The organism is Pseudomonas sp. GM41(2012) (assembly GCF_000282315.2).
In the GTDB taxonomy this organism is placed as follows: Bacteria; Pseudomonadota; Gammaproteobacteria; order Pseudomonadales; family Pseudomonadaceae; genus Aquipseudomonas.
The window spans coordinates 191,982-215,088 of the sequence record NZ_AKJN02000012.1 but is presented as its reverse complement, the minus strand read 5'-3'; the positions used below and the strand labels follow the sequence as shown (position 1 = coordinate 215,088).

Here is a 23,107-nt window from a genome sequence, read left to right as displayed (position 1 = left end):
TTCGGCTGGGAGTATAGAACCCAAACCGAATTCGCCCAATTACAGTGCATTCAACGGTTCGACAGCACCCGCACCAACGAACTCGTTATACCCCGATAGGATCACGTAGACCGCGAAATAGCAGAAGATCGCCGCCGATGCCATGTAGGAGTAACGCAGCAACTTGTCGCCCAGCAACTTGCCGCCGTGACTCGCCGCGAAACACAAAGCGACGCACCAGAGCACCCCGGCGCAGAGAAACCCGCCGAGAAACAGCGCCGAGCTGAGTGCGCCACCGCCGCCGGAACGAGCGATCAATGTGCCGCCCACCGCTGCGAACCAGAGAATGGCGCTGGGAGACGACATGGCGAGGAAGATCCCGCGGAAAAACTCGCGCCGATGTGAGTTCTGCCCCACGTCTTCGGCCTGCGCGAGTACCGCCTCATGGTGAATCGCCGAATAGATCATTTTCGCCGCGAAGTACACCAACAGCGCCGAACCTCCGATCCACAGCACCCAGCGCACGCTTTCGTATTGCAGCAAAACGGTCATCCCGGCCAAGGCCAGCACGGCGTAGATCAGGTCGCCGACACAGGTCCCCAAACCCAGCGCAAAGCCTTGAAAATAGCCACGCTGCATCGCCAACGTGATCATCGCGATGTTGGCCACGCCGATGTCCAGGCACAGCGAAAGGCTCAGCAAGAAGCCACTGGTAAATTCCATCAACCGATTTCCTTCGGACAAATTTGTTTACATAGTCGCTGGACAGTTTGCCACATCAACCCTTACATTCCGCCACAGGTCACCGCAGTGACCAGCGTCGCTCGGACGGTTCCGGGCGCTCACGTTATCCGAGGCAACAATGGCTAACCCAGGTTCGCCGCGCCGCTTTGCGCGCATAGATCGACTCCCCCCTTACGTATTCAACATCACTGCCGAGCTGAAGATGGCCGCCCGTCGTCGTGGCGAAGACATCATCGACTTCAGCATGGGCAACCCTGATGGCCCTACTCCGCCGCACATCGTCGAAAAACTGGTGACTGTCGCCCAGCGCGAAGACACCCACGGTTATTCGACGTCCAAGGGCATTCCGCGTCTGCGCCGGGCGATTTCCAATTGGTACAAGGATCGCTACGAGGTCGATATCGACCCGGAAAGCGAAGCCATCGTCACCATCGGTTCCAAGGAAGGCCTGGCGCATTTGATGCTGGCCACCCTCGACCAGGGCGATACCGTTCTGGTGCCGAACCCGAGCTACCCGATTCACATCTACGGCGCGGTGATTGCCGGCGCTCAGGTGCGTTCGGTGCCGCTGATTCCGGGCGTGGACTTCTTCGCCGAACTGGAAAGCGCCATTCGCGGCTCGATCCCGAAACCGAAAATGATGATCCTCGGTTTCCCTTCGAATCCCACCGCCCAGTGCGTGGAACTGGATTTCTTCGAGCGAGTGATCGCCCTCGCCAAGCAGTACGACGTTTTGGTGGTGCACGACCTGGCTTACGCCGACATCGTCTACGACGGCTGGAAAGCCCCGTCGATCATGCAAGTGCCGGGCGCCAAGGACATCGCAGTGGAGTTTTTCACCCTGTCCAAGAGCTACAACATGGCGGGCTGGCGCATCGGTTTCATGGTCGGCAACGCCGAACTGGTCAACGCCCTGGCGCGGATCAAGAGTTATCACGACTACGGCACGTTTACCCCGCTGCAAGTCGCGGCGATTGCGGCGCTGGAAGGTGATCAGCAGTGCGTCAAAGACATCGCCGAGCAGTATCGGCAGCGTCGCAACGTGCTGGTCAAAGGCCTGCATGAGCTAGGCTGGATGGTCGAGAATCCGAAAGCGTCGATGTACGTCTGGGCGAAGATTCCCGAGGCTTATGCGCACTTGGGCTCGCTGGAGTTCGCTAAAAAACTGCTGGCCGAGGCCAAGGTTTGCGTCTCGCCGGGTGTCGGGTTTGGTGAGTATGGGGATGATCACGTGCGCTTCGCGCTGATCGAAAACCAGGACCGGATTCGTCAGGCCATTCGCGGAATTCGCGGGATGTTCCGGGCGGATGGGTTAATTAGCAAATCTTGACGGCCTGCACATAACACTGTGGGAGCGAGCCTGCTCGCGATGAGGGCTTAACATTCAACGAAGAGGTTGAATGTTAGTCAGTCATCGCGAGCAGGCTCGCTCCCACATTTGTTTTGCGGTGTGGTTAAACGAACAGCGACAACAGCAGGATGAAGCCCAGACCCACCACGGACAGAATGGTTTCCATCGCGGTCCAGGTTTTGAAGGTTTCCGCCACGGTCATGTTAAAGTACTGCTTCACCAGCCAGAAACCCGCGTCATTCACGTGAGACAGGATCAACGAGCCGGCACCGGTCGCCAGTACCAGCAGCTCACGGTTCACACCTGGAATCATCCCTACCACCGGCACCACAATGCCCGCGCCGGTAATGGTCGCCACGGTTGCCGAACCGGTCGCGATACGAATCACCGCTGCTACCAGCCAGGCCAGCAGGATCGGCGAGATCTGCGCGGCCACCGCCATGTTGCCGATGACATTACCCACGCCGCTGGTCACCAGCATCTGCTTGAAGCCACCGCCGGCACCGATGATCAGGATGATTGCGGCGGTTGGCGCAAGGCTGGCATCCAGCCATTTGAGCATCTGGTTAGAGCCAATGCCCTGCTTGTAACCGAAGGTGTACAGCGACAGCAGCAACGCCAACAGCAGCGCCGAAATCGGGTGACCGATCAGGTCCATGAACGTGCGGAAGAAGTTGCCGTCCGGCAGCACCACATCGGCAAAGGTCTTGAGCAGCATCAGGAACACCGGCGACAGCACGGTGATCAAGGTAATGGCGAAGCTCGGGAGATCGGCAGACTCGTTATCACGCGCCAGTTGATCGACCAGTTCCTGATTAGGATGACCCGGAATGTACTTGGCAATGAACGTGCCGTAGATCGGGCCGGCGATGATAGCCGTCGGCAACGCAACGATCAGGCCGTAGAGAATGGTTTTACCAATGTCGGCACCGAACACGCCGATGGCCAGCAACGGACCCGGGTGCGGCGGAACCAGACCGTGCACGGCGGACAGACCGGCCAGCAGCGGGATACCGATCTTGATGATCGACACGCCGGTACGCCGGGCCACGATGAACACCAGCGGGATCAGCAGCACGAAGCCGATTTCGAAGAACAGCGGAATGCCGACCAGGAAGGCCGCGAACATCATCGCCCACTGCACCTTGTCCTTGCCGAACGCGCGAATCAGGGTCTGGGCAATCTGATCCGCCCCGCCCGACTCGGCCATCATTTTGCCGAGCATCGTGCCCAGCGCGAGGATGATCCCGACGAAGCCGAGCACCCCACCGAAGCCGTCCTGGAACGCCTTGATGATGGTGCCGATCGGCATGCCGGAGGTCAGCCCGAGAAAGGCTGCGGCGATGATCAGGGCAATGAACGGGTGAAACTTGAACTTGGTGATCAGGACGATAAGCCCGATCACCGTGACCACTGCATCAAGCAGCAGGAACGTCTCGTGGGACATGCCAAACATTAGGGGTGTCTCCTGGTTGTTGTTGTTATTAAAGCGGGTAATTCGCAGGCCAACAGGACAGCGCTATCTCTTCGGGCAAAACTCATACGGCGTGTTTCAGGCCATGAGCCTGCCACCAGTCATGAGCTTGCTTCGCCAATTGGTCGACGCTGTGGTTCGACGCGTCCAGAGCCAGGGTCAGGGGCTCGCCAACAGGCGATTCAAGGGTGGCGAACTGGCTGTCGATCAACGTTGACGGCATAAAGTGGCCCGGCCGATGGGAGACACGATCGGCGGCAACTTCAGGGGTCAGTTCAAGGAACACAAAGCCCAGGCCTGGCAAGGCACTGCGCAGACGTTCGCGGTAAATGTGTTTGAGGGCCGAGCAGGTCAGCACCGGGCGTTCGCCCTTGGCGTCGATGCGGCGCAATTCATCGCACAGGCTGTCGAGCCAGCCAGCACGGTCTTCGTCGTTCAGGGGGATACCCGCGCTCATCTTTTCGATATTGGCGGCAGGGTGGAAAGTGTCGCCTTCAATGGCGGTCGCGCCGCTGAGTTGGCACAAGGCCTCGCTGACGCAAGTCTTGCCGCAACCGGCAACGCCCATGATGACCAGGGCGGTGATGGGATGATTCATGTAACACCTCAGCGCGCAGACAGCGCTACCTTTGCCAGTTATGACACCAGAAAAAGCAGAAGTTGCCGACGCCTTCTTGTCATTTTTGTGGGTTGCAGCATGTTCGTTCCCAACGCCAAAAAACGGGGATCAGGCAAACCCCGCTTACGCATTTGCAGCTGCGTCGAGACAGCGCTACCTTAGTGCCTCGAATTTTGTTTGGCAAGCCGTCCGATGATCTCCCCTAAAAACGATAAAAATACGCGCACCACTGGCCGCCCCACTTTGAACGAAGTCGCACGCCTGGCCGGTGTCAGCCCGATCACCGCCTCTCGCGCCCTGCGCGGGGTCAGCACGGTGGCCACCGAACTGGTGGAAAAAGTGCAGAAAGCCGCCCTCGACCTGAACTACGTGGTCAACCCCGCCGCCCGTGCCCTGGCCTCGGCCCAGAGCCATTCCGTCGTGGTTTTGGTGCCTTCATTGTCCAACCTGCTGTTCATCGACACGCTGGAAGCCATTCATCAGGTTTTGCGACCAAAGGGCTTCGAAGTGTTGATCGGCAACTTCCATTACTCACGTGATGAAGAAGAAAACCTGCTGCGCAACTACATGGCGTATCAGCCTCGCGGTTTGCTACTGACCGGTTTCGACCGCACCGAAAGTTCGCGCCGGATGATCGAGGCCAGCAACATTCCGTGCGTGTACATGATGGAACTGGACAGCGCCGCCGGGCTCAATTGCGTGGGCTTTTCGCAACTCGCGGCTGGCGAGACTGCGGCCGGGCATTTGCTGTCACGCGGTCGCAAGCGTCTGGCCTACATCGGCGCGCAACTGGATCAACGAACGTTGCTGCGCGGCGAAGGTTTCCGCAAAGCCCTGCAAAAGGCTGGTTTGTATGACCCGGACCTGGAAGTGCTGACACCTCGTTCTTCCTCCGTCGGCCTGGGTGGCGAACTGTTCCTGCAACTGCTCGCCACTCATCCCGATGTCGACGCGATCTTCTTCGGCAACGACGACCTGGCCCAGGGCGCACTGCTCGAAGCCATGCGCTGCGGGATCAAGATCCCCGAACAAGTGGCGATCCTCGGCTTCAACGACCTGCCGGCCTCGGCCCACATGGTCCCGCGCCTGAGCAGCATCAGCACCCCGCGAGAAGCCATCGGCCGCCGCGCAGCGGAGCAGATGTTGACGCTGATGGCTGGTAATACGGTGGCCAAACCCGTGCAGGACATGGGGTTTGAGTTGAAGGTGCGCGAGAGTACCTGACCCATGTGGGAGCGAGCCTGCTCGCGAAAGCGGTGTGTCATTCGACATCATAGGTGAATGACCCTCCGCTTTCGCGAGCAGGCTCGCTCCCACAGAGGATCACCGCTCAACGCCCCATCAACTCCACGAAAGTCGTCAGCCTTCGCGAACCCGCACCGTTAAACGGCGCATCGCCCATGCCATAGGTTTTCAACTAACCTTGATAGTGTTCCAACTTCGCCAACTTCGGCGCGGCCGGATCCGGTTTGAAAACGCTGAATGTCTGTTAGATTCCTGAAGCGTCGAATCGCTAACGGAGTAGCTCAATGGAACATGCACTGAAGATTCTGGGTAAAGCCTCGTCCATCAACGTCAGAAAAGTCCTGTGGACCTGTGAGGAACTGGGTGTTGCCTACGAACGTGAAGACTGGGGCGGCGGTTATGCGTCGACCCACACGCCGGAGTTTCTCAGGCTCAACCCCAACGCACTGGTGCCCGTGATCATCGATGAGGCCGGCGTGCTGTGGGAGTCCAACACCATCTGCCGCTATCTGGCCGGCAAACACCACAACACCGATCTGCTACCCCACGATCCGGCGGCCCGCGCTCGGGTGGAACAGTGGATGGATTGGCAAGCGACTGAACTCAATGCTTCCTGGAGCTATGCGTTCACGGCGTTGGTACGCAAAGATCCGGAGTTCCAGGACCCGCATCACATTGCCGCCGGTGTACACGGCTGGAATCAGAAAATGGGCATCATCGAGCATCAACTCGCGGCCACCAAAGCGTATGTCGCCGGGCCGCACTTCACGCTGGCGGACATCGTCATCGGGCTGTCGATCAACCGCTGGCTGATGACACCGATGGAGCGCCCCGACTACCCGGCCATCGACGAGTATTTCCAACGGTTGGCACAACGCCCGGGATTCCTGAAGCATGGCTGCAACGGCCTGCCTTGAGCGGTTCCGCGCTACAAATCGCTAAAAGGTAAACATTCGTAGTGGCAAGCGGTCGACCTCTGCCGCCCGACGGCAAAGGTTGACCTCAACTCCTCGATCACCCTTGAGCCGCAGAACCACAACCAATTGATTTTATTAGTGTTTTTTATCAGGCACAGTATTTGCTGAAAGCACTGCACCGCAAATACCTACAAGGTCTATTCATCATGTTGGTCAGTGCAAAACAAAACCTGGTGGCGCCCCTCCCCAAGCGCCCCGGCGACGAACCGATCACGGACGCCGCCGCCGGACTTCAGGGCGGCCTGCAAGCCGCCATGACGCAAGCCCTGCAAAACAATGTGCAGGCGCAAACCGCGCAGACCACTAAGCAGGTCCAGGACTCCGCCACCCAAATCGCCACGCAACAGGTCAGCGAAGCGACCCGGATCAGCGATAACGTCGATGAAGCGTTCGCCAAAACCCGTGTGGGACTGCAAGCCTCGTCCGCCCAACTACCCGCCGATGTTGAAACAGCCACGGACGCCTTCAAGGAGTACATGAGCAAAACACCGGAGCAGCGGTTGCGCGACAGCATCCTGGAAGAGATGGGGCTGACGGAAGATGACTTGAAAACCATGCCGCCGGAAAAACAACTGGCGATCGCTAAAGAGATTGCCGAGCGCATGCAAGACAAGATCAAACTGGCGCAGGCCGAGAAAGAAAACAGCAGCAACGAAAAAGGTAGCAGCCAGGTGGTCGACAAGTTCCTCGCTTCGCTTTAACAGTGCCGGAATCAATAAAAAAGGGTCCTTTCGAGGGACCCTTTTCAATGTGCCGCTATCAACTTATCTGCAACGTCGAGTTGAACTGACTGATCGCATCCACCACATGCCGCGACCCTTGTTGAATCTCCAGAATCACCGCACCCGCCTCATTCGCCAGTTCCACCCCAAGCCCGGTTCGACTCAAACTGGACTGCATGCTCGACACTGCACTCAATGACAAATCGTGGTTCTTGCGTACCACTTCAACGATCTCCACCGTCGCCTGGCTCGTTCGGGCCGCAAGGCTGCGAACTTCATCGGCGACTACCGCGAACCCGCGCCCGTGTTCCCCGGCCCGGGCCGCTTCGATCGCGGCGTTGAGCGCCAGCAGGTTGGTCTGATCGGCAATGCCGCGAATGGTCTGAACGATGGTGCCGATGATGTCGGACTGTTTGCTGACGGCATCAATGCTCAGCGCCGCTTCGTTCAAGTCTTTGGAAATGTCCTGGATGGTCTGCACCGTTTGCTGCACCACCTGAGAACCTTTCTGCGCACAGGCGTCGTTTTGAACCGAGGTGCTGTGGGCCGACTCCGCGGCGGTTTGCAGGGTGGTCACCTGAGCGGTGATGTCGCTGGCAAACTTGACCACTTTGTACAACCGACCCTTGGTGTCGAACAGCGGATTGTAGGAGGCCTCCAGGAAAACCGTATGACCGTGCTTGTCTTTGCGCTCGAAACGGTGCGAGTGATATTCGCCGCGATTGAGCGAGGCCCAGAACGCTTTGTAGGCCTGGGATTCGGCTTCGGCACGATGACAAAACAGGCTGTGGTGCTGGCCAACCACTTCGTTGAGCGAGTAATGCATCGTCTTCAAGAAGTTGTCGTTGGCGGTGATGACCTTGCCATCCGGGGTGAATTCGATCACCGCCATGGAGCGACCGATCGCCGCGAGCATGCTCTCGTTTTCGTGCTCCTTGTATGTCCTGGCTGTGATATCAGTGGCGACTTTAATCACACTCCGAACCTGCCGATCAGCGCCGAACACCGGCATATAGCTGGCTTCAAGCCAGATATCCTTGCCGTTCCTGTCCAAGCGTAAAAAGGTCCCGCTCACCGGTTCGCCACGGGCCAGGTCACGCCACAACCCGGCGTAGGCTTCGCTGCGATAAAACGCTTCTTCGCAAAAGATCCGGTGATGCTTGCCGCGCACTTCTTCGGCGCTGTAACCCATGACACTGCAAAAGTTGTCGTTGGCATCGAGCACGATGCCTTCGGGGGTGAACTCAATCATTGCCATCGAGCGACTGACTGCGGCCAACTTCGCGTTAGCCTCGTCCAGCGCGCAACTGTATCGTTCGATTTCCTGCAGATCGGTCTTGTGACGTCGGTTAAACATAGTCATATCACCTTCAGCGCGGTCTTTTGTTTGATGAAAGTTCTTTGGTCTTTCAACAGCTCCACCACTACGTTCCAAGGAACAGGCACACGCATCCCTCCACAGGAAGGACTTGGTCAGGTGATCAATGATGTTTAATCGGAGAGTCCATGCAGCAACGCTCTTATCAAGACATCCTTCTCTTGATAGCCCGGAATCGGGCCAGCCCTAACGTTCTGAAAAGACATTCCATTGACCGGACAGCTCCGTGTTGTTCAGCGTCGGTGCCTTGGGTTGCGCACACTTTTCACGTGTATGACGGCCTTCACATCGCGGTCGACATAGTTAGTTACGAGTCAGCATAGACAGGCGAGGCAGGTAAGCAAGGCCACTAGTCGGCCACTATTGAGGACAAAATCGGTTCAGCATCGGTATGTGTCATTTCTCAGCGAGCATGCCCATCAACGCCTGCACCGCCGCGGAGGGTGGCTTGTTCGCAGCGGCCACCAAGGCAAATTCGCGATCGATACGCGGTTTGACCGGCACCACACGCAGCCCCTGAAGTTGGCTCGGCAGTGTCATCTCCGGCACCAGCGTCACGCCGATGTTTTCCCGCACCAGGGTGAACGCACTGCTCCACTCACGAACCTCGACCCGAACGTCGCGCAGCTGCAGTCCGGCATCCTCCGCCAGGCTGCGAGCGTTGGTCGAACAACCGCCCGTGGCCAGTACAAAAGGTTGCTCCGCCAACTCCGCCAGGGAGACGCCTTCTTCATTCGAACGGCGAGCCAAGGGATGGCCGCCAGGCACCACCGCCATCCAGGCATCACGTCCCAGGCGACCGGCATTGCGCTCAGGCGCCGGGTTCAACACCACGCCAACATCCACCAGCCCGGCACCAAGCAGCGCTTCCACTTCATCGTCGCTGACCTCCAGCGCGACCACCTGAATGCCGGGATAAAGCCGATTGAACTGACGCAACAGCGGCGGCAGGAAAGTCGCCAACACCATGGGGAAACTGGCCAGGCGAATCGTCCCGCGCTGAATGTCTTTGGTGGCATCGACGCTGCTGCGGATGTTCTCCAGGGCACCGAGCATGGTTCTCGCGTGCTCGATCACAGACAAGCCGATTGCCGTCGGCAAAGTCTGGCGATTCTCCCGACTGAACAACTGAACGCCCAGGGTTTCTTCAATCAACGCCAAGGCCTGGCTGGCACCGGACTGGGTCATGCCGATCCGCTCGGCAGCCCGGGTAATGTTGCCCGTGTCAGCCACTGCCACCACCATTCGCCAATGCATCAGATTCATCATGGCAGTAGCTTTCCTTATGGCGCTTTTCTGAAAGATTAATTTTACCGAGGGTGCCGCGCACTATGACACTGGCGCAAATCCCCAGCCAGAGCCCTGCCGATGAAGTTGTATTACGCCCCCCACGCCTGCTCGCTGGCGCCGCATATCGTGCTGCGCGAACTCGATCTGCCGTTCGAATTGATCCGCGTCGACAACACCACCAAGCGAACCGCCAACGGCGAGGACTTCCTCGCCATCAACCCCAAGGGTTACGTCGCGGCATTGCAACTGGACAACGAACACGTGTTGACCGAAGGCCCGGCAATCCTCCAATACCTGGCAGAACTGCGACCCGAAGCGAACCTGGTACCCGTGAGCGGAACGTTCGAGCGGGTACGGTTGCAGGAATGGCTGAATTTCGTTTCGACAGAGATTCATGGCGGGCTGGGCTGGCTGTTCAGTTCGCAGTTCCCGGATGAGGTGAAAGCGCTGATCAAGGAGAAACTGTTCAAGCGTTTTGTTGTGTTGAGCCAGACGCTGGAGCGCCAGGATTATTTAATGGCTAACGGGTTCAGCGTTGCCGATGCGTATTTGTTTACGGTGTTGCGCTGGACGTCGCTGTTTGGGATTGATTTGAATCAGTGGCCGGCGTTGGTGCGGTTTCAGGCGAGGGTTGATCAGCGGCCAGCCGTGAAGGCTGCATTGGCCGCGGAGTCGGAGTAAGGCGCAAGACCCTTCGCGAGCAAGCCCGCTCCCACAGGGGATATCCAGTGAACACAGATTTTGTGAACACCAGAGATCCCCTGTGGGAGCGGGCTTGCTCGCGAAAGCTATCTGACAAACACCGCTGAAGCATCAGAAAAAACTACAAACTCCCACTCACTTTGGTCGCCACTTCACCGGGAACCCAGCCCTTCCAGATCTGCGGCTGATCACGCAAAAACGCTTCGGCCACCTGACGCGGTTGCAGGCGCTTTTCGCTCATCTGGCCGAGCGTGTGGTTCAACAGATCGATTGGCAGGTCGACCTTTTCGAAGAACGCCACCAGGTCCGGGTACTGGACCTTGAACGGCGCGGACACGCCAATCGCCAGATTCGCCGGCATCGACCGCGTGCCTTTCGGATTCGGGTTGTTGGCGTCGGCCAGGGTCTTCCAGGCGTCGGCGTCGAAGGCCGGCTCGTCGAGTTTCACCAGTTTGAAACGCCCCAACAGCGGCGTCGGCGACCAATAGTAGAACAGCACCGGTTTGCCTCGACGGATCGACGAAGCCACCTCGGCATCCAGTGCCGCCCCGGAGCCGGTGCGGAAGTTGACGAAGCTGCCGGTCAGGTCATAGGCCTTGAGTTTCTGACTGTTGACGATCTCCGAGGTCCAGCCGGTCGGGCTGTTGAGGAAGCGTCCTCGGCTCGGGTCTTCCGGATCGCGGAACACGTCCTTGTAGCGCACCAGGTCGGCGACGGATTTCAGCTCCGGGGCCAGGGGTTTGATGCCGCGTTCGGGGTCGCCCTTGATCACGTATTCCGGCACCCACCAGCCTTCGGTGGCGCCTTTGACCGTGTCGCCCAGGCCAAACACTTTGCCTTCCGAGGCGGCTTTGACCCACGCCGGACTGCGCCCGGCCCACTCTTCGCCGATCACTTGAATATCGTTCTTCGCCAACGCTGCTTCGAGACTGACGGTGCTACCGGGCAAGGTATCGGTCGGGTAGCCGTAACCTTTCTCGACAATCAATCGCAGGATTTCGGTGATCAGGCTGCCGCTTTCCCAGGTGATGTCGCCGAAGTGGATCGGCGCGGTTTTTTCTGCCGCGGGAACGTGGGTTGCCACAAGGCTCAGGGCCAGCAGCGAACTGCCGAGCAGGGTTTTGATCGATCTCATGCGGACCTCCGGGTCAGGGGATTCAAGGATTGGTTGGCGCTGTGCCGGGCGCACAGGGCTTGAGTGCGCGTCATGTAAACGCTGACCGAGCGCTGGGAAATGCCCAGTTCGGCAGCGATTTGCGGGTAGGTCAGACCGTCGATTCGCGACAACAGGAACGTTGCGCGAACCTTGCCCGGCAAGCACTCCAGCGTACGGTCGAGGCCATGCAAGGCCTGGGTCAGTTGCAGCCGTTCTTCGGGCGAGATCGCTTGAGGCTGATCGAGGTGTTGCAACTGATCGAGCTGTTGGCGTTCCAGCTCACGGCGGCGCCAGAGCTGATAGATCAACCGCTGGGCAATGGTGGTTAGCAAGGCACGAGGCTCACGGATCGGGGTCAGCCCCGGCGATTCGAGCAGCTGTAGAAAGGTGTCGGCAGCGATGTCTTCGACGCTGGAACTGGCGCCCAGATGCCGGCGCAACCGTGCGCACAGCCAGGGGTAATGCGCGCGGAACAATCCGCCCACGTCGTTGCGATGGGAAAGGTCGGTGCCGGACATAGAGGCTCCAAGGGTTAGGGGTCGCTGAATGTCCGGTGATCCGGTGACGCGATCCTAGCAAGGAGCCTTATTCATTAATAATACTTAAAAAGCATTTTTATATTCCGTTATGGAATTAAACATCTAAAGATCGCAGCCTCGTTTCACTCGACAGCTCCTACAAGGATGTCGGGATACTCCTGTAGGAGCTGTCGAGTGGAACGAGGCTGCGATCTTTTGATTTGCCTACCGCAATCGCCCATACCCCAACGCCTCAGCCTCTTGCTGATAGTCGAGCACAATCTGATAGTCGCTTTCGCTGGCCCGCAATACTTCTCGCAGACCGAGGATTTCCCTGACTTCGGGCAATTCCTGCAACGTCATATTCATCACCTGCAGCAGCGCCTCGGCCTGTTCATCGGTGACGGTCGCGGCGGTGATATACGGCAAGGTCGGACTGAACGCACTTCGCGCAATGACCCGCAGGCCGGCCACTTCTTCTTCGGCGTGCCGCGCCAGATAGGCGAAGGTGACGCTGTCGATGGCCGCCAGGTCCGCTGTCCCTTCACGCAACCCGCGCAGGCTTTCGCGGTGGCTGCCGCTGATAGCGACACTGGCGAAGAACTGCCCCTCTTGATGCAGCAGCGCCAGTCGATGACGCAGCAGGTTCATGCCGCTGTTGGAGTCTTCGCCATTGATCACCCCACGACTGTCGCGAAAGGCCGGCAGGCTGCGCCGTGGGTCATCGGCGCGACTCAGCAACAGGCTGCAATGGTTGCCGCCGTTAGCGTCCGACAGCTCATAGCGAGGACGACCGACGACCCGGACCCGACCGCGCAACGCGGTCATCAGCGGGTAGCCGCAGGTTTGGCTCAGCAGAAGGTGCGGAGACAGCCAGAGGTCCATCAGCGAAAGGCCCTCGGCGTTGCGGCGGGTGGCCCCCAGTCGCTCGAGCATTCCCGTCAGCCAGCGCTCGTTGGCCTCGCGGATTGGTTCGGGGGCGACGTACATCAAAAGTTCTGCGTAGGCTGAAGTCATTGGATTTCTCAACTGAACGGATGCCGAGGGCTGTCGATAGCCTTCACCCCATGCTGACGCCACAACTGCCCATAACCCTGCACCAGAAACCCGCCGCTACGCGCCAGCCATTGCTCGCGACGCGCGTGGTAGGCGCGGGGCAAGTCGTACCAGGACAGCCCGGGCAAGTCGTGATGCACCAAATGCAGATTGAGGTTGAGGAACAGCCAGCGCCACGGCCAGGCGGCTTCATTGATGACTGTCCTTTGCTCGGGCTCGGCGTGGGGACGGTGTTCATAGTAGGAGCGAATCATCGCAATCGATAGCGCCGGCACGCTGATCAGCAACAGGTAATGCCACACCGGCAGCACACTGTAGCGGGCGATAAACAGCAACATCAGCAGGGTCAACGTGCCGTGGGTCAGCCACATCAACCAGGCCTGCCGCTCACCTGCTTTCAGACGCTGGCACTCCTCTCCGGCCAGCGCCAGCAGGGCCAGCGGTGCACCGAGGGCGAAGCGTCCGAGTACGGTTTTGTTTAGCCAGTGCAGACTCTGTTCGAACAGTGAACTGCCCTGCCACTGCTCGGCGCTCAGGTAACGACTTTCCGGATCGCGACCCGGCAGGGTCAGGTCTTCATCGCGGTGATGCAGCAAATGGCTGTCGCGATACAGGGTGTAGGGATACCAGACGGCGAACGGCGCGTAGCCGAGGATCTTGTTCAGCGATGTCCAGCGGGTGGGGTGACCGTGAAGCAATTCGTGTTGCACCGATAACCAGAGCACCACCAATGGAATCAACAGCACAGTGCTCCACCCGAGCCCCAGCCGATGGCTCCCCAAAACAATGCTGAACCAACCAGCGTACACGCCGATCAGCAGCAACCAGGTCGGCCACTCGGTGCGAGCGGTCAGGCGTTGGCGCAGGGTGTCGATTTCTTCACGGTGGGCGGTATCGAAGTAATGGGGCATGGCGTTGCTCAGATCGGGGACCAATCCCCTTCTGTGCAATGGCGCAGGGTTTTCTTGCAGATTATTTGGTTATTTCGTCAGAAGCAGCGGGAGCCCGAGGCCGGGCTCCCTTGTCACGGGATCAGTGACCGAACACATCCACCTTCTTGGCCTTCTTGTCCGCGCGCTTTTCATCGGCGGTTTTTGCCGGTTTCTTCTTTGCCGCTTTTTTTGAATCCATGCCTTTGGCCATGATACTTACTCCACTCATACGGGATGTGAGATCAGGTATACACCTATCGCTGCGCGCGCGTTCTTTTATAATCGCCCGCTTTGCGCACCGACAGTCGAAGACCATGCCCAACACCCAATACACCTTGCTCCCCGAGCCTTTGTGGCCCTTGATGAACAAGTTTTATCGCGCTCATCAATCGTCGATGAAAGCCGTCCGCGACGCTCAACTCTGGGTGGCCAGGCGCGAGGAGATCATTGGCGCACTGTGTTTGCGACCGGTGGCGGACGGGCATTGGCTGACGGGTTTGTTTGTCGATCCGGCCTGCCGTGAACAGGGCATCGCGGCGGCGTTGATCGCCGAGGCGCTCAAGGACCTTGAAGGCCCGGTGTGGCTGTTTTGTCATCCGGACTTGCGCGGGTTTTATGAACGTCGCGGTTTTACCTTCGACCCGCCACTGCCCTACTCCATGGCGGAACGCTTGAACCGTTATGCGCGGAGCAAACCGATGATCGCCATGGGCCTGAAACCGTTGGAGAGTTCGACTTGTGGGAGCGAGCCTGCTCGCGAAGGCGGTGTGTCATTCGACATCATCGTTGAATGACCCACCGCCTTCGCGAGCAGGCTCACTCCCACAGGGGTTTGAGGTGTTTTCGAATCAATCATCTGCGTTCGGATCGAGATCCGGGAACATCACTTCGGTATACCCGAACTTGCTGAAGTCACTGATGCGCGAGGGGTACAACCGGCCGATCAGGTGATCGCATTCATGCTGCACTACCCGCGCGTGGAAGCCTGAAGCAATGCGCACAATCGGCTGCCCTTTGGGGTCGAAACCTTCGTAGCGAATGTGCTGATAGCGATCCACCGCGCCGCGCAGGCCGGGCACCGACAGGCAACCTTCGAAACCCTCTTCCAGCGTCGGGCTCAACGGCGTGATCAACGGGTTGATCAGAATCGTCTGCGGCACCGCTTCGGCGTCAGGATAGCGTTCGCTGTGCTCGAAACCGAAGATCACCAGTTGCAGGTCGACGCCGATCTGGGGCGCAGCCAGGCCGACCCCACCGACGCTTTCCATGGTCTGGAACATGTCGTCAATCAGTTGCCACAGTTCCGGGCTGTCGAACATTTCGGCAGGCACTGGCGGGGCAATACGCAGCAGGCGCTCGTCGCCCATTTTGAGGATTTCACGGATCATTTGATGACTTCGTCAGTGGTCGGCTTGATCGAGTGGTCCCGACCCAGTCCCGACACGTGTTGTTTGGGTTCGTGGCTGTGCTCGCCGGGGAATTTTTCGCCATCATCCTTGCCCTCGGTCGACATGTGCTCGATCACGGCATTCATCTCTGCGCCGAGCAACAGCACGGCGGCGGAAATGTAGAAGTACAGCAACAGCACGATGATCGCGCCGATACTGCCATACATGGCGTTGTAGTTGGCGAACATCTTGACGTACAGACCGAAGCCCAGCGACGCAATGATCCACACCACCACCGCCAGCACCGAGCCAGGGGTAATGAAGCGAAACTCTTGTTTGACGTCGGGCATGACGTAGTAAATCAGCGCCACCGCCATCATCAACAGAATCACGACCACCGGCCAGCGCACGATGGTCCAGAGGGTCACGATGAAGTCTTCGAGGCCGACTTGCGAGGCGATCCATTCCATCACTTGCGGCCCAAGCACCATCAGCGCGGCGGCGATCAGTAGCATGCCGGCGATGCCGATGGTGTAGAAAATTGACAGTGGGAAACGCTTCCACGCCGGCCGGCCTTCGACCACGTCGTAGGCGGCGTTCATCGCGCTCATCATCAGCCGCACACCGGCGGACGCGGTCCACAGGGCAATCACGATACCGACCGACAGCAAGCCACCCTTGGATTGCTGGAGCTGGTCGATGACCGGGTTCACCTGCTCCAGCGCCTGGGGCGGCAGGACCAGTTCCGATTGCAGGCGCAGCCAGGAGAAGAAGTCCGGCAGGTGCAGGAAACCGATCAGGGCGATCAGGAACAGAATGAAGGGAAACAGCGAGAACAGCATTTGATAGGCCAACGCCGAGGCATAGGTCGACATCTCGTCGTCGACGAACTCGGTGATCGTGCGCACCATGACACGGTGCAGGCGCTGACCCTTCATGTGTGGGAAAAACATTAGCGTCTCCTTTCGCCGCAAATTTGGTTGAAGTCGTGGCGACTCAGGGGCCGTTTTCTACATCAAAGTAGCGTACTTGGCGAGTTTGAAACAATTTCCTTGTGCAAGTTCAGGCTGACACAAAAACGGCCATCCGCGGATGGCCGTTTCTGTTGCTCATCAAAGGCCTGATCAGGCCTTGTCGATGCCTTTTTTAAGAGCATCCTTGGCTTTGCCGATCGCTTGCTGGGCTTCGCCTTTCCTTTCCTGAGCGACGCCTTCAGAGCGCATTTTTTCGTTACCGGTGGCCTTGCCGACACCTTGCTTGACGTTGCCGGCGGCTTCGTTGGCCATGCCTTTTACTTTATCGCCAGTGCTGCTCATGGTGTTTCTCCTGTGAACAATTCAACGGGAAAGTCGTTACACAAGGTTGACCGGAGGCGTTTGCGCGGAGTTTCATTTATTTTCACGGCGACATTTCATCGTTCAGTGCAGGTTGGGCTTTATGTTTGCCGACCAACCCCCGAGAATGCGCAACGTATTCAGGCCATGGCGCTGAAGATCCAATCCCGTAGGAATGTTATGAAACTCGATAAAAAGCAGGCCATTGCCCGCAGAAACCAGGAACTTGGCGGAGCTGTGCTTGGCGTCAACAACTGCCATTTCACCGAATTGAACCGCAACCGCAACATCTGGTGGTTCGATATTCCGGTCGCGCGCCTGGCCGTTGGTCAGTACGAGTGGGTTCACCTGCTGATGCACACTCCGGAAACCGACGAACTGCTGCACCTGAAAGTGCCGACGGTGTTCCTGCGCGAGAAGCTTGAAGGTCTGGTGGTGCGCAACGAAGGTAAACGCAAAGCGGCCCTGAGCCTGGAACTGAGCGCCGACAAGGACTCGTACCTCCAGGACATGCGCCCGGCGGGTACCAACGTCAATTTCGCGCAGTTCCGGCAATAAGAGCAAAAGATCGCAGCCTTCGGCAGCTCCTACATTGACCGAGTACACCCGGTAATCCACAGGTATGCGCGATCCATGTAGGAGCTGCCGAAGGCTGCGATCTTTTGATCTGCTTTCAAACCACAACAAAAAGCCCCGCATCTGCGGGGCTTTTTGTTGGTTACGCGCTTACCTTCTTGACGCCGAGCTTCTTCAGCTCTTCGTCGCGCAACTCGCGGCGCAGGATCTTGCCGACGTTGGTGGTCGGCAGCGCATCGCGGAATTCCACGGCTTTCGGCACTTTGTAGCCAGTGACGTTGGCGCGCATGTGCTCCATCACCTGTTCCTTGGTCAGCGTCACGCCCGGTTTGGCGACGATGAAGATCTTGATCGCCTCGCCCGACTTCTCGTCCGGCACGCCGATGGCTGCGCATTGCAGCACGCCCGGCAGGGTCGCCAGCACGTCTTCCAGTTCGTTCGGGTACACGTTGAAACCGGAGACCAGGATCATGTCTTTCTTGCGATCGACGATGCGCATGTAACCGTCAGGCTGGATCAGCGCAATGTCACCGGTCTTCAACCAGCCTTCGCTGTCGAGGATTTCATCAGTGGCGTCCTGACGCTGCCAGTAGCCTTTCATCACTTGCGGACCTTTCACACACAGCTCGCCGATGTCGCCTAACGGCTGTTCAACGCCGGCATCGTCGATGACTTTGCACAGGGTCGACGGCACCGGAATACCGATGGTGCCGATCTGGATGTTCTGGATCGGATTGACGGTGGCCACCGGGCTGGTTTCGGTCATGCCGTAACCTTCGCAGATGGCGCAACCGGTGACCGCTTTCCAGCGCTCGGCGGCGGCCAGTTGCAGGGCCATGCCACCGGACAGGGTGACTTTCAGTGCAGAGAAATCCAGCTTGCGGAAACCTTCGTTGTTGCACAGGGCGACAAACAACGTATTGAGCCCGACGAAACCGCTGAACTTCCACTTCGACAGTTCCTTGACCATCGCCGTCAAATCGCGCGGGTTGCTGATCAGGATGTTGTGGTTGCCGATCAGCATCATCGCCATGCAATGAAAGGTGAAGGCATAGATGTGGTACAGCGGCAGCGGCGTGATCAGGACCTCGCAACCTTCATTGAGGTTGGAGCCCATCAGCGCCTTGCACTGCAGCATGTTCGCCACCAGGTTGCGATGGGTCAGCATTGCGCCCTTGGCCACGCCGGTAGTGCCGCCGGTGTATTGCAGCACGGCAACGTCGCTGCTGGCCGGGTTGGCTTCAGCGACTGGCTGGCCGTGGCCCTTGCTCAATACGTCGTTGAATTTGATGGCCTTGGGCAAGTGATACGCCGGGACCATCTTCTTCACGTACTTGATGACGCTGTTGACCAGCAGGCGCTTGAGCGGCGGCAGCAGGTCGGCCACTTCGGTGACGATCACGTGTTTGACGCCGGTTTTCGGCACGACGAGCTGCGCCAGGTGCGCCATGTTGGCCAGGCAGACCAGGGCTTTGGCACCGGAGTCGTTGAATTGGTGTTCCATTTCCCGCGCGGTGTACAGCGGGTTGGTGTTGACCACGATCAGCCCGGCGCGGATGGCACCGAAGACGGCGACCGGGTACTGCAACACGTTGGGCAGCTGCACGGCGATTCGATCGCCCGGCTGCAAGTCGGTATGCTGTTGCAGGTAAGCGGCAAAGGCACCGGACAATTCGTACAGTTCACCGTAGGTGATTGTCTTGCCCAGGTTGCTGAATGCCGGTTTGTTGGCGAAGCGTTGGCAGGACTGCTTCAACACTGCCTGAATATTCGGATACTCGTCTGGATTGATGTCGGCAGCAATCCCGGCAGGGTACTTATCCTTCCAAAAGTCTTCGATCATGGAAGCCCACTCCTCAGCAACGCGAATTCATCACCGCATTTGATGCGATTATTATTGGTGTATGTTTTTTATTGGTGAATCTGGCTTTTATATAGGCCGAGAAGTCACAAAAGCGCGCCGAGAGTAGCAGCTTTGCCAAGGGCCGACTAGAGCCAAAAGTCGCCTCTACAGTCACTTTAATGACTCAAGAATAGCAAGCGGTCATTTTAGAGCAAAAATTCTATACAACCTTGAAACCCCCATAAATACGGGTTTAAAAGCAAAAGATCGCAGCCTTCGGCAGCTCCTACAAAGGAATGCGATCCACTGTAGGAGCTGCCGAAGGCTGCGATCTTTTGGGCCCGCCTCGATCTACGACCGTTTACGCAATATCACGCAACTCCCGCCGCAAGATCTTGCCCACCGGCGTCATCGGCAACGACTCACGCAAGACGATGTGCTTGGGCACTTTGTACGCCGTGAAATTTTCCTTGCAGTAAGCCTTCAGTTCTTCAAGGCTGACACCCGTTTCACGGGCCACCACAAACAGCTTCACCGCCTCCCCCGAACGCTCGTCCGGCACCCCGATCACCGCACAGTTGGCGACTTTCGGGTGAGCCATGACCACGTCTTCGATCTCGTTCGGGTACACGTTGAAACCCGAGACGATGATCATGTCTTTCTTGCGATCGACGATGCGCACAAAACCGTCCGGGTCGATCACTGCGATGTCGCCCGACTTGAACCAGCCTTCGGCATCCAGCACTTCGGCGGTGGCTTCGGGTTTCTGCCAGTAGCCCTTCATGATCTGCGGGCCCTTGATGCACAGTTCGCCGCGCTCACCCAGCGGTTGCTCGACACCTTCATCGTTGATGACTTTCAGCGTGGTGCCCGGCACCGGCAGGCCGACCGTGCCGAGGCGCGACTTGTCGCCGTACGGGTTGGTGCAGGCCACCGGCGAGGTTTCCGTCAGGCCGTAACCTTCGGTGATGCGGCAACCGGTGAGCTGTTCCCAGCGCTCGGCCGTGGCCTTGACCAGCGCGGTGCCGCCGGAGTTGGTGAGTTTGAGGCTGGAGAAATCCAGGGTCTTGAAATCCGGGTGATCCATCAGCGCGACGAACAGGGTGTTGAGCCCCAGCAACGCTGAGAATCGCCAGTTCTTCAGCTCCTTGATGAAGCCCTTGATGTCTCGCGGATTGGTGATCAGCACGTTGTGGTTGCCCGAAACCATCATGCACATGCAATTCGCGGTGAAGGCATAGATGTGGTACAGCGGCAGCGGTGCGACCATCACCTCTTGCCCTTCGCGCAACAGCGGCTGGCCGTCATTGCCGAACTGCTCCAGGCACGCCCGCACTTGCTGCATGTTAGCCACCAGGTTGCCGTGGGTCAGCATCGCGCCCTTGGCCAGGCCGGTGGTGCCGCCGGTGTATTGCAGCACGGCGATGTCGTCGAGCCTGACTTTCAGCGGCTTGATGCCCAGGCCCCGGCCCAGGCGCAGCGCGCTCTTGAAGGAAATGGCCTGCGGCAAGGCGTACGCCGGGACCATCTTCTTGACCTTGCTCACCATCGTATTGACCAGCCAGCCCTTGGCGGTGGGCATCAGGTCGCCCATCTTCGCTTCGATCAGGTACTGGATGTCGGTGTCGGGCAGCACTTCCTGGACTTTCTGCCCGAACATGTTCAGGTACACCAACGCCCGGGCACCGGAATCCTTGAACTGATGACGCATCTCCCGCGCGGTGTACAGCGGGTTGGTGTTGACCACGATGAGCCCGGCGCGCAAGGCACCGAACACGGCAATCGGGTAATGCAGGACGTTGGGCATCTGCACCGCAATGCGATCCCCCGGCACCAGGTCGGTGTGGGCTTGCAGGTAGCCGGCGAACGCTGCGCTGTAGCGTTCCAGTTCGGCGTAGGTCAGGGTTACACCCATGTTGCTGAATGCCGGGCGGTCAGCAAATTTCTTGCAGGAACGCTCGAACACCTCGATCACCGACTTGTAGGCCCCTTGATCGATGTCCAGGGGCACGCCGGCCGGGCGTTTGTCATTCCAGAAATCAGGTTGCATTGTTCTTGTCCTCTTTACCTGAACCTATCCGGGGCCGCTTTTCTGTCCTTCTTCACAATAGAGAGCGAAAAAGCGGGGCTCCACGGACACTAGCAGCTATGGCGAATCAGGCAAATATGCGCACGGTCGACATTGATCGTGTGAATCTTGCTGCCGTGGCGTGGCCTGATCAGACGGCACGCTTTGGATGCGCTATACAATGCAACGACGCCCATGCCATATGCAGCCCAATGCAAAGGAATCGCCATGATCCACGACACTTTCTGGTTGACCGCGAGCGACCGCAGCCGCCTCTTCGTCAACCAGTGGCTGCCCGCCGCGCCTTTAAAAGCAGTGATCCTGCTGGCCCACGGCATGGCGGAACACAGTGGCCGCTACGCCCGTCTGGCGGAAAAACTCTGTGATCAGGGCTACGGCGTGTATGCGCCGGACCTGCGTGGACATGGCAAAACTGCCGAAAACGGGACGCTCGGCCATTTCGCCGACAATGACGGTTGGTGCAAGGTAGTCGGCGACCTGGCGAGCCTCAACCAGCACATCGGCCAACAACATCCGGGAGTGCCGATTGTGCTGCTCGGTCACAGCATGGGCAGCTACATCGCCCAGGCCTATCTGCTGCACCACAGCGCCAGCCTGCACGGGGCCGTTCTCAGCGGGTCGAACTTCCAACCGGTGGCGCTCTATCGCGCGGCGCGGCAGATTGCGCGGCTGGAACGCTTGCGCCAGGGCCCGAAAGGTCGCAGCGCGCTGATCGAATGGCTGTCGTTCGGTTCGTTCAACAAGAAATTCAAACCGGCGCGCACGCGATTCGACTGGCTCAGCCGCGACCCGGCAGAGGTCGACCTGTACGACAACGACCCGCTCTGCGGCTTTCGCTGCACCAATCAGCTGTGGATCGATTTGCTCGGTGGGTTGCAGCAAATCAGCAAAGCGTCCAATCTCGCTCAGATTGATCCGGGCCTGCCGTTGCTGGTCATCGGTGGTGAATGTGATCCGGTGAGCGATGGCAAGCGTCTGAAAGATCTGGCCCATGCGCTGCGCGCTGCCGGCAGCCAGAGCCTGCAACTGACTATTTACCCGCAGGCACGGCATGAACTGTTCAACGAGAGCAATCGCGATGAAGTGATCAATGACGTGTTGAACTGGATCGCCCAGGCGCTGAGCCACCGTCGGCCACCCAGATCGGAATAGTTTTTTTGAATTTATTTATTCGTGACAGGAATTGAAACAGATGACCCAGGTTACCAACACCCCTTACGAGGCCCTTGAAGTCGGCCAGACCGCCAGCTACAGCAAGACGGTCGAAGAGCGCGACATTCAGTTGTTCGCCGCGATGTCCGGCGATCACAACCCGGTGCACCTGGACGCTGAATTCGCCGCCGGCACCATGTTCAAGGAGCGTATTGCTCACGGCATGTTCAGCGGTGCGCTGATCAGCGCTGCCGTTGCCTGCGAGTTGCCTGGGCCGGGGACTATTTATATCGGTCAGCAAATGAGCTTTCAGAAGCCGGTGAAAATTGGCGACACGCTGACCGTGCGTCTGGAGATCCTCGAGAAGCTGCCGAAGTTTCGTGTGCGGATTGCCACTCGCGTGTTTAACCAGCGCGATGAATTGGTAGTGGACGGCGAGGCGGAGATTCTGGCGCCGCGCAAGCAACAGACCGTGACGTTGCCGACGTTGCCGGCGATCAGTATCGGCTGATTGCCTCAAAAGATCGCAGCCTCGTTTCACTCGACAGCTCCTACAGGGTTTGCCATATACCTGTAGGAGCT

At 58.6% G+C, this 23,107-nt stretch carries 22 protein-coding genes and 3 pseudogenes; 10 read left to right on the top strand and 15 right to left on the bottom strand.

Annotated elements, in window-relative coordinates; all coding sequences use genetic code 11:
* Positions 1-39 precede the first annotated feature (39 nt).
* Complete coding sequence (locus PMI27_RS00315) at positions 40-702, bottom strand: LysE family translocator (protein WP_008151145.1); 663 nt, start codon at positions 700-702, stop codon at positions 40-42.
* A 139-nt stretch (positions 703-841) separates the two neighbouring features.
* Here PMI27_RS00315 and alaC point away from each other — a divergent pair, with 139 nt between their 5' ends.
* On the top strand, positions 842-2,053 hold the full coding sequence (gene alaC, locus PMI27_RS00320; RefSeq protein WP_008151144.1) for an alanine transaminase: 1,212 nt from the start codon (positions 842-844) through the stop codon (positions 2,051-2,053).
* 124 nt (positions 2,054-2,177) lie between these two features.
* On the opposite strand, the gene PMI27_RS00325 is transcribed toward alaC, so the two are convergent.
* Positions 2,178-3,530: a GntP family permease gene (locus tag PMI27_RS00325; protein ID WP_008151142.1), complete on the bottom strand. Its 1,353-nt coding sequence runs from the start codon at positions 3,528-3,530 to the stop codon at positions 2,178-2,180.
* 82 nt (positions 3,531-3,612) lie between these two features.
* Positions 3,613-4,146 carry a gluconokinase gene (locus tag PMI27_RS00330; protein WP_008151141.1) on the bottom strand — a complete coding sequence of 178 codons (534 nt, stop codon included), beginning with the start codon at positions 4,144-4,146 and terminating at the stop codon, positions 3,613-3,615.
* Between the two features lie 213 nt (positions 4,147-4,359).
* On the opposite strand from PMI27_RS00330, the gene PMI27_RS00335 reads away from it, so the two are divergent.
* The 4 genes and pseudogenes from PMI27_RS00335 (at position 4,360) to PMI27_RS00345 (ending at position 7,090) form a co-directional block, all read left to right on the top strand.
* Positions 4,360-5,391: a LacI family DNA-binding transcriptional regulator gene (locus PMI27_RS00335; protein WP_008151140.1), complete on the top strand. Its 1,032-nt coding sequence runs from the start codon at positions 4,360-4,362 to the stop codon at positions 5,389-5,391.
* A gap of 127 nt (positions 5,392-5,518) precedes the next feature.
* Positions 5,519-5,602: pseudogene (locus PMI27_RS32620) on the top strand (PACE efflux transporter); the annotation flags it as partial.
* 94 nt (positions 5,603-5,696) lie between these two features.
* Complete coding sequence (locus tag PMI27_RS00340) at positions 5,697-6,329, top strand: glutathione S-transferase family protein (RefSeq protein ID WP_008151139.1); 633 nt, start codon at positions 5,697-5,699, stop codon at positions 6,327-6,329.
* Positions 6,330-6,535: 206 nt separating this feature from the next.
* The gene (locus tag PMI27_RS00345; protein ID WP_008151138.1) at positions 6,536-7,090 is read left to right on the top strand and encodes a hypothetical protein; all 555 of its coding nucleotides are present in this window, start codon (positions 6,536-6,538) and stop codon (positions 7,088-7,090) included.
* Between the two features lie 58 nt (positions 7,091-7,148).
* Here PMI27_RS00345 and PMI27_RS32615 read toward each other — a convergent pair.
* The 3 genes and pseudogenes from PMI27_RS32615 to PMI27_RS00355 all read right to left on the bottom strand — a co-directional run.
* A pseudogene (locus PMI27_RS32615) lies at positions 7,149-7,580 on the bottom strand (methyl-accepting chemotaxis protein); the annotation flags it as partial.
* 111 nt (positions 7,581-7,691) lie between these two features.
* Positions 7,692-8,363, bottom strand: a pseudogene (locus PMI27_RS32610) (PAS domain-containing protein); the annotation flags it as partial.
* A gap of 522 nt (positions 8,364-8,885) precedes the next feature.
* On the bottom strand, positions 8,886-9,758 hold the full coding sequence (locus tag PMI27_RS00355) for a LysR family transcriptional regulator (RefSeq protein ID WP_008151136.1): 873 nt from the start codon (positions 9,756-9,758) through the stop codon (positions 8,886-8,888).
* A gap of 99 nt (positions 9,759-9,857) precedes the next feature.
* Between PMI27_RS00355 and gstA the strand changes: the two genes are divergently transcribed.
* Positions 9,858-10,460 (top strand): glutathione transferase GstA, encoded by a 603-nt coding sequence (gstA, locus tag PMI27_RS00360; protein WP_008151135.1) that lies wholly within the window; start codon positions 9,858-9,860, stop codon positions 10,458-10,460.
* A gap of 142 nt (positions 10,461-10,602) precedes the next feature.
* Here gstA and PMI27_RS00365 read toward each other — a convergent pair whose 3' ends face one another.
* The 4 genes from PMI27_RS00365 to PMI27_RS00380 form a co-directional block, all read right to left on the bottom strand.
* Positions 10,603-11,616 carry an ABC transporter substrate-binding protein gene (locus PMI27_RS00365; RefSeq protein WP_008151134.1) on the bottom strand — a complete coding sequence of 338 codons (1,014 nt, stop codon included), beginning with the start codon at positions 11,614-11,616 and terminating at the stop codon, positions 10,603-10,605.
* Complete coding sequence (locus PMI27_RS00370; protein ID WP_008151133.1) at positions 11,613-12,155, bottom strand: sigma-70 family RNA polymerase sigma factor; 543 nt, start codon at positions 12,153-12,155, stop codon at positions 11,613-11,615. Before PMI27_RS00370 ends, PMI27_RS00365 begins: the two co-directional genes overlap by 4 nt.
* 225 nt (positions 12,156-12,380) lie before the next feature.
* Positions 12,381-13,172: a phosphate/phosphite/phosphonate ABC transporter substrate-binding protein gene (locus PMI27_RS00375; protein WP_008151132.1), complete on the bottom strand. Its 792-nt coding sequence runs from the start codon at positions 13,170-13,172 to the stop codon at positions 12,381-12,383.
* 8 nt (positions 13,173-13,180) lie between these two features.
* A complete protein-coding gene (locus PMI27_RS00380; RefSeq protein ID WP_008151131.1) occupies positions 13,181-14,122 on the bottom strand; it encodes a fatty acid desaturase in 942 nt (313 codons plus the stop codon).
* A 335-nt stretch (positions 14,123-14,457) separates the two neighbouring features.
* Here PMI27_RS00380 and PMI27_RS00385 point away from each other — a divergent pair, with 335 nt between their 5' ends.
* A complete protein-coding gene (locus tag PMI27_RS00385) occupies positions 14,458-14,937 on the top strand; it encodes a GNAT family N-acetyltransferase (RefSeq protein WP_008151129.1) in 480 nt (159 codons plus the stop codon).
* Positions 14,938-14,991: 54 nt separating this feature from the next.
* Here PMI27_RS00385 and def read toward each other — a convergent pair whose 3' ends face one another.
* The 3 genes from def to PMI27_RS00400 form a co-directional block, all read right to left on the bottom strand.
* Positions 14,992-15,531 (bottom strand): peptide deformylase, encoded by a 540-nt coding sequence (gene def / locus PMI27_RS00390; RefSeq protein WP_008151128.1) that lies wholly within the window; start codon positions 15,529-15,531, stop codon positions 14,992-14,994.
* On the bottom strand, positions 15,528-16,484 hold the full coding sequence (locus tag PMI27_RS00395) for a YihY/virulence factor BrkB family protein (RefSeq protein WP_008151127.1): 957 nt from the start codon (positions 16,482-16,484) through the stop codon (positions 15,528-15,530). The genes def and PMI27_RS00395 overlap by 4 nt, the downstream gene beginning before the upstream one ends.
* Before the next feature lie 171 nt (positions 16,485-16,655).
* The gene (locus PMI27_RS00400; protein ID WP_008151126.1) at positions 16,656-16,847 is read right to left on the bottom strand and encodes a CsbD family protein; all 192 of its coding nucleotides are present in this window, start codon (positions 16,845-16,847) and stop codon (positions 16,656-16,658) included.
* Between the two features lie 198 nt (positions 16,848-17,045).
* On the opposite strand from PMI27_RS00400, the gene PMI27_RS00405 reads away from it, so the two are divergent.
* Positions 17,046-17,423, top strand: a complete 378-nt coding sequence (locus PMI27_RS00405) for a hypothetical protein (protein ID WP_008151125.1) — start codon at positions 17,046-17,048, stop codon at positions 17,421-17,423.
* A 160-nt stretch (positions 17,424-17,583) separates the two neighbouring features.
* Here PMI27_RS00405 and fadD1 read toward each other — a convergent pair whose 3' ends face one another.
* Together fadD1 and fadD2 are read right to left on the bottom strand one after the other, a co-directional pair.
* Positions 17,584-19,284, bottom strand: a complete 1,701-nt coding sequence (gene fadD1 / locus PMI27_RS00410) for a long-chain-fatty-acid--CoA ligase FadD1 (RefSeq protein WP_008151124.1) — start codon at positions 19,282-19,284, stop codon at positions 17,584-17,586.
* A gap of 361 nt (positions 19,285-19,645) precedes the next feature.
* Complete coding sequence (fadD2, locus tag PMI27_RS00415; protein ID WP_008151123.1) at positions 19,646-21,334, bottom strand: long-chain-fatty-acid--CoA ligase FadD2; 1,689 nt, start codon at positions 21,332-21,334, stop codon at positions 19,646-19,648.
* A gap of 246 nt (positions 21,335-21,580) precedes the next feature.
* On the opposite strand from fadD2, the gene PMI27_RS00420 reads away from it, so the two are divergent.
* Both PMI27_RS00420 and PMI27_RS00425 read left to right on the top strand, forming a co-directional pair.
* Entirely contained in the window at positions 21,581-22,525 is a 945-nt protein-coding gene (locus PMI27_RS00420) for an alpha/beta hydrolase (protein WP_008151122.1), read from the top strand.
* A gap of 40 nt (positions 22,526-22,565) precedes the next feature.
* Entirely contained in the window at positions 22,566-23,036 is a 471-nt protein-coding gene (locus PMI27_RS00425) for a MaoC family dehydratase (RefSeq protein WP_008151121.1), read from the top strand.
* The last annotated feature ends 71 nt before the right edge of the window (positions 23,037-23,107 follow it).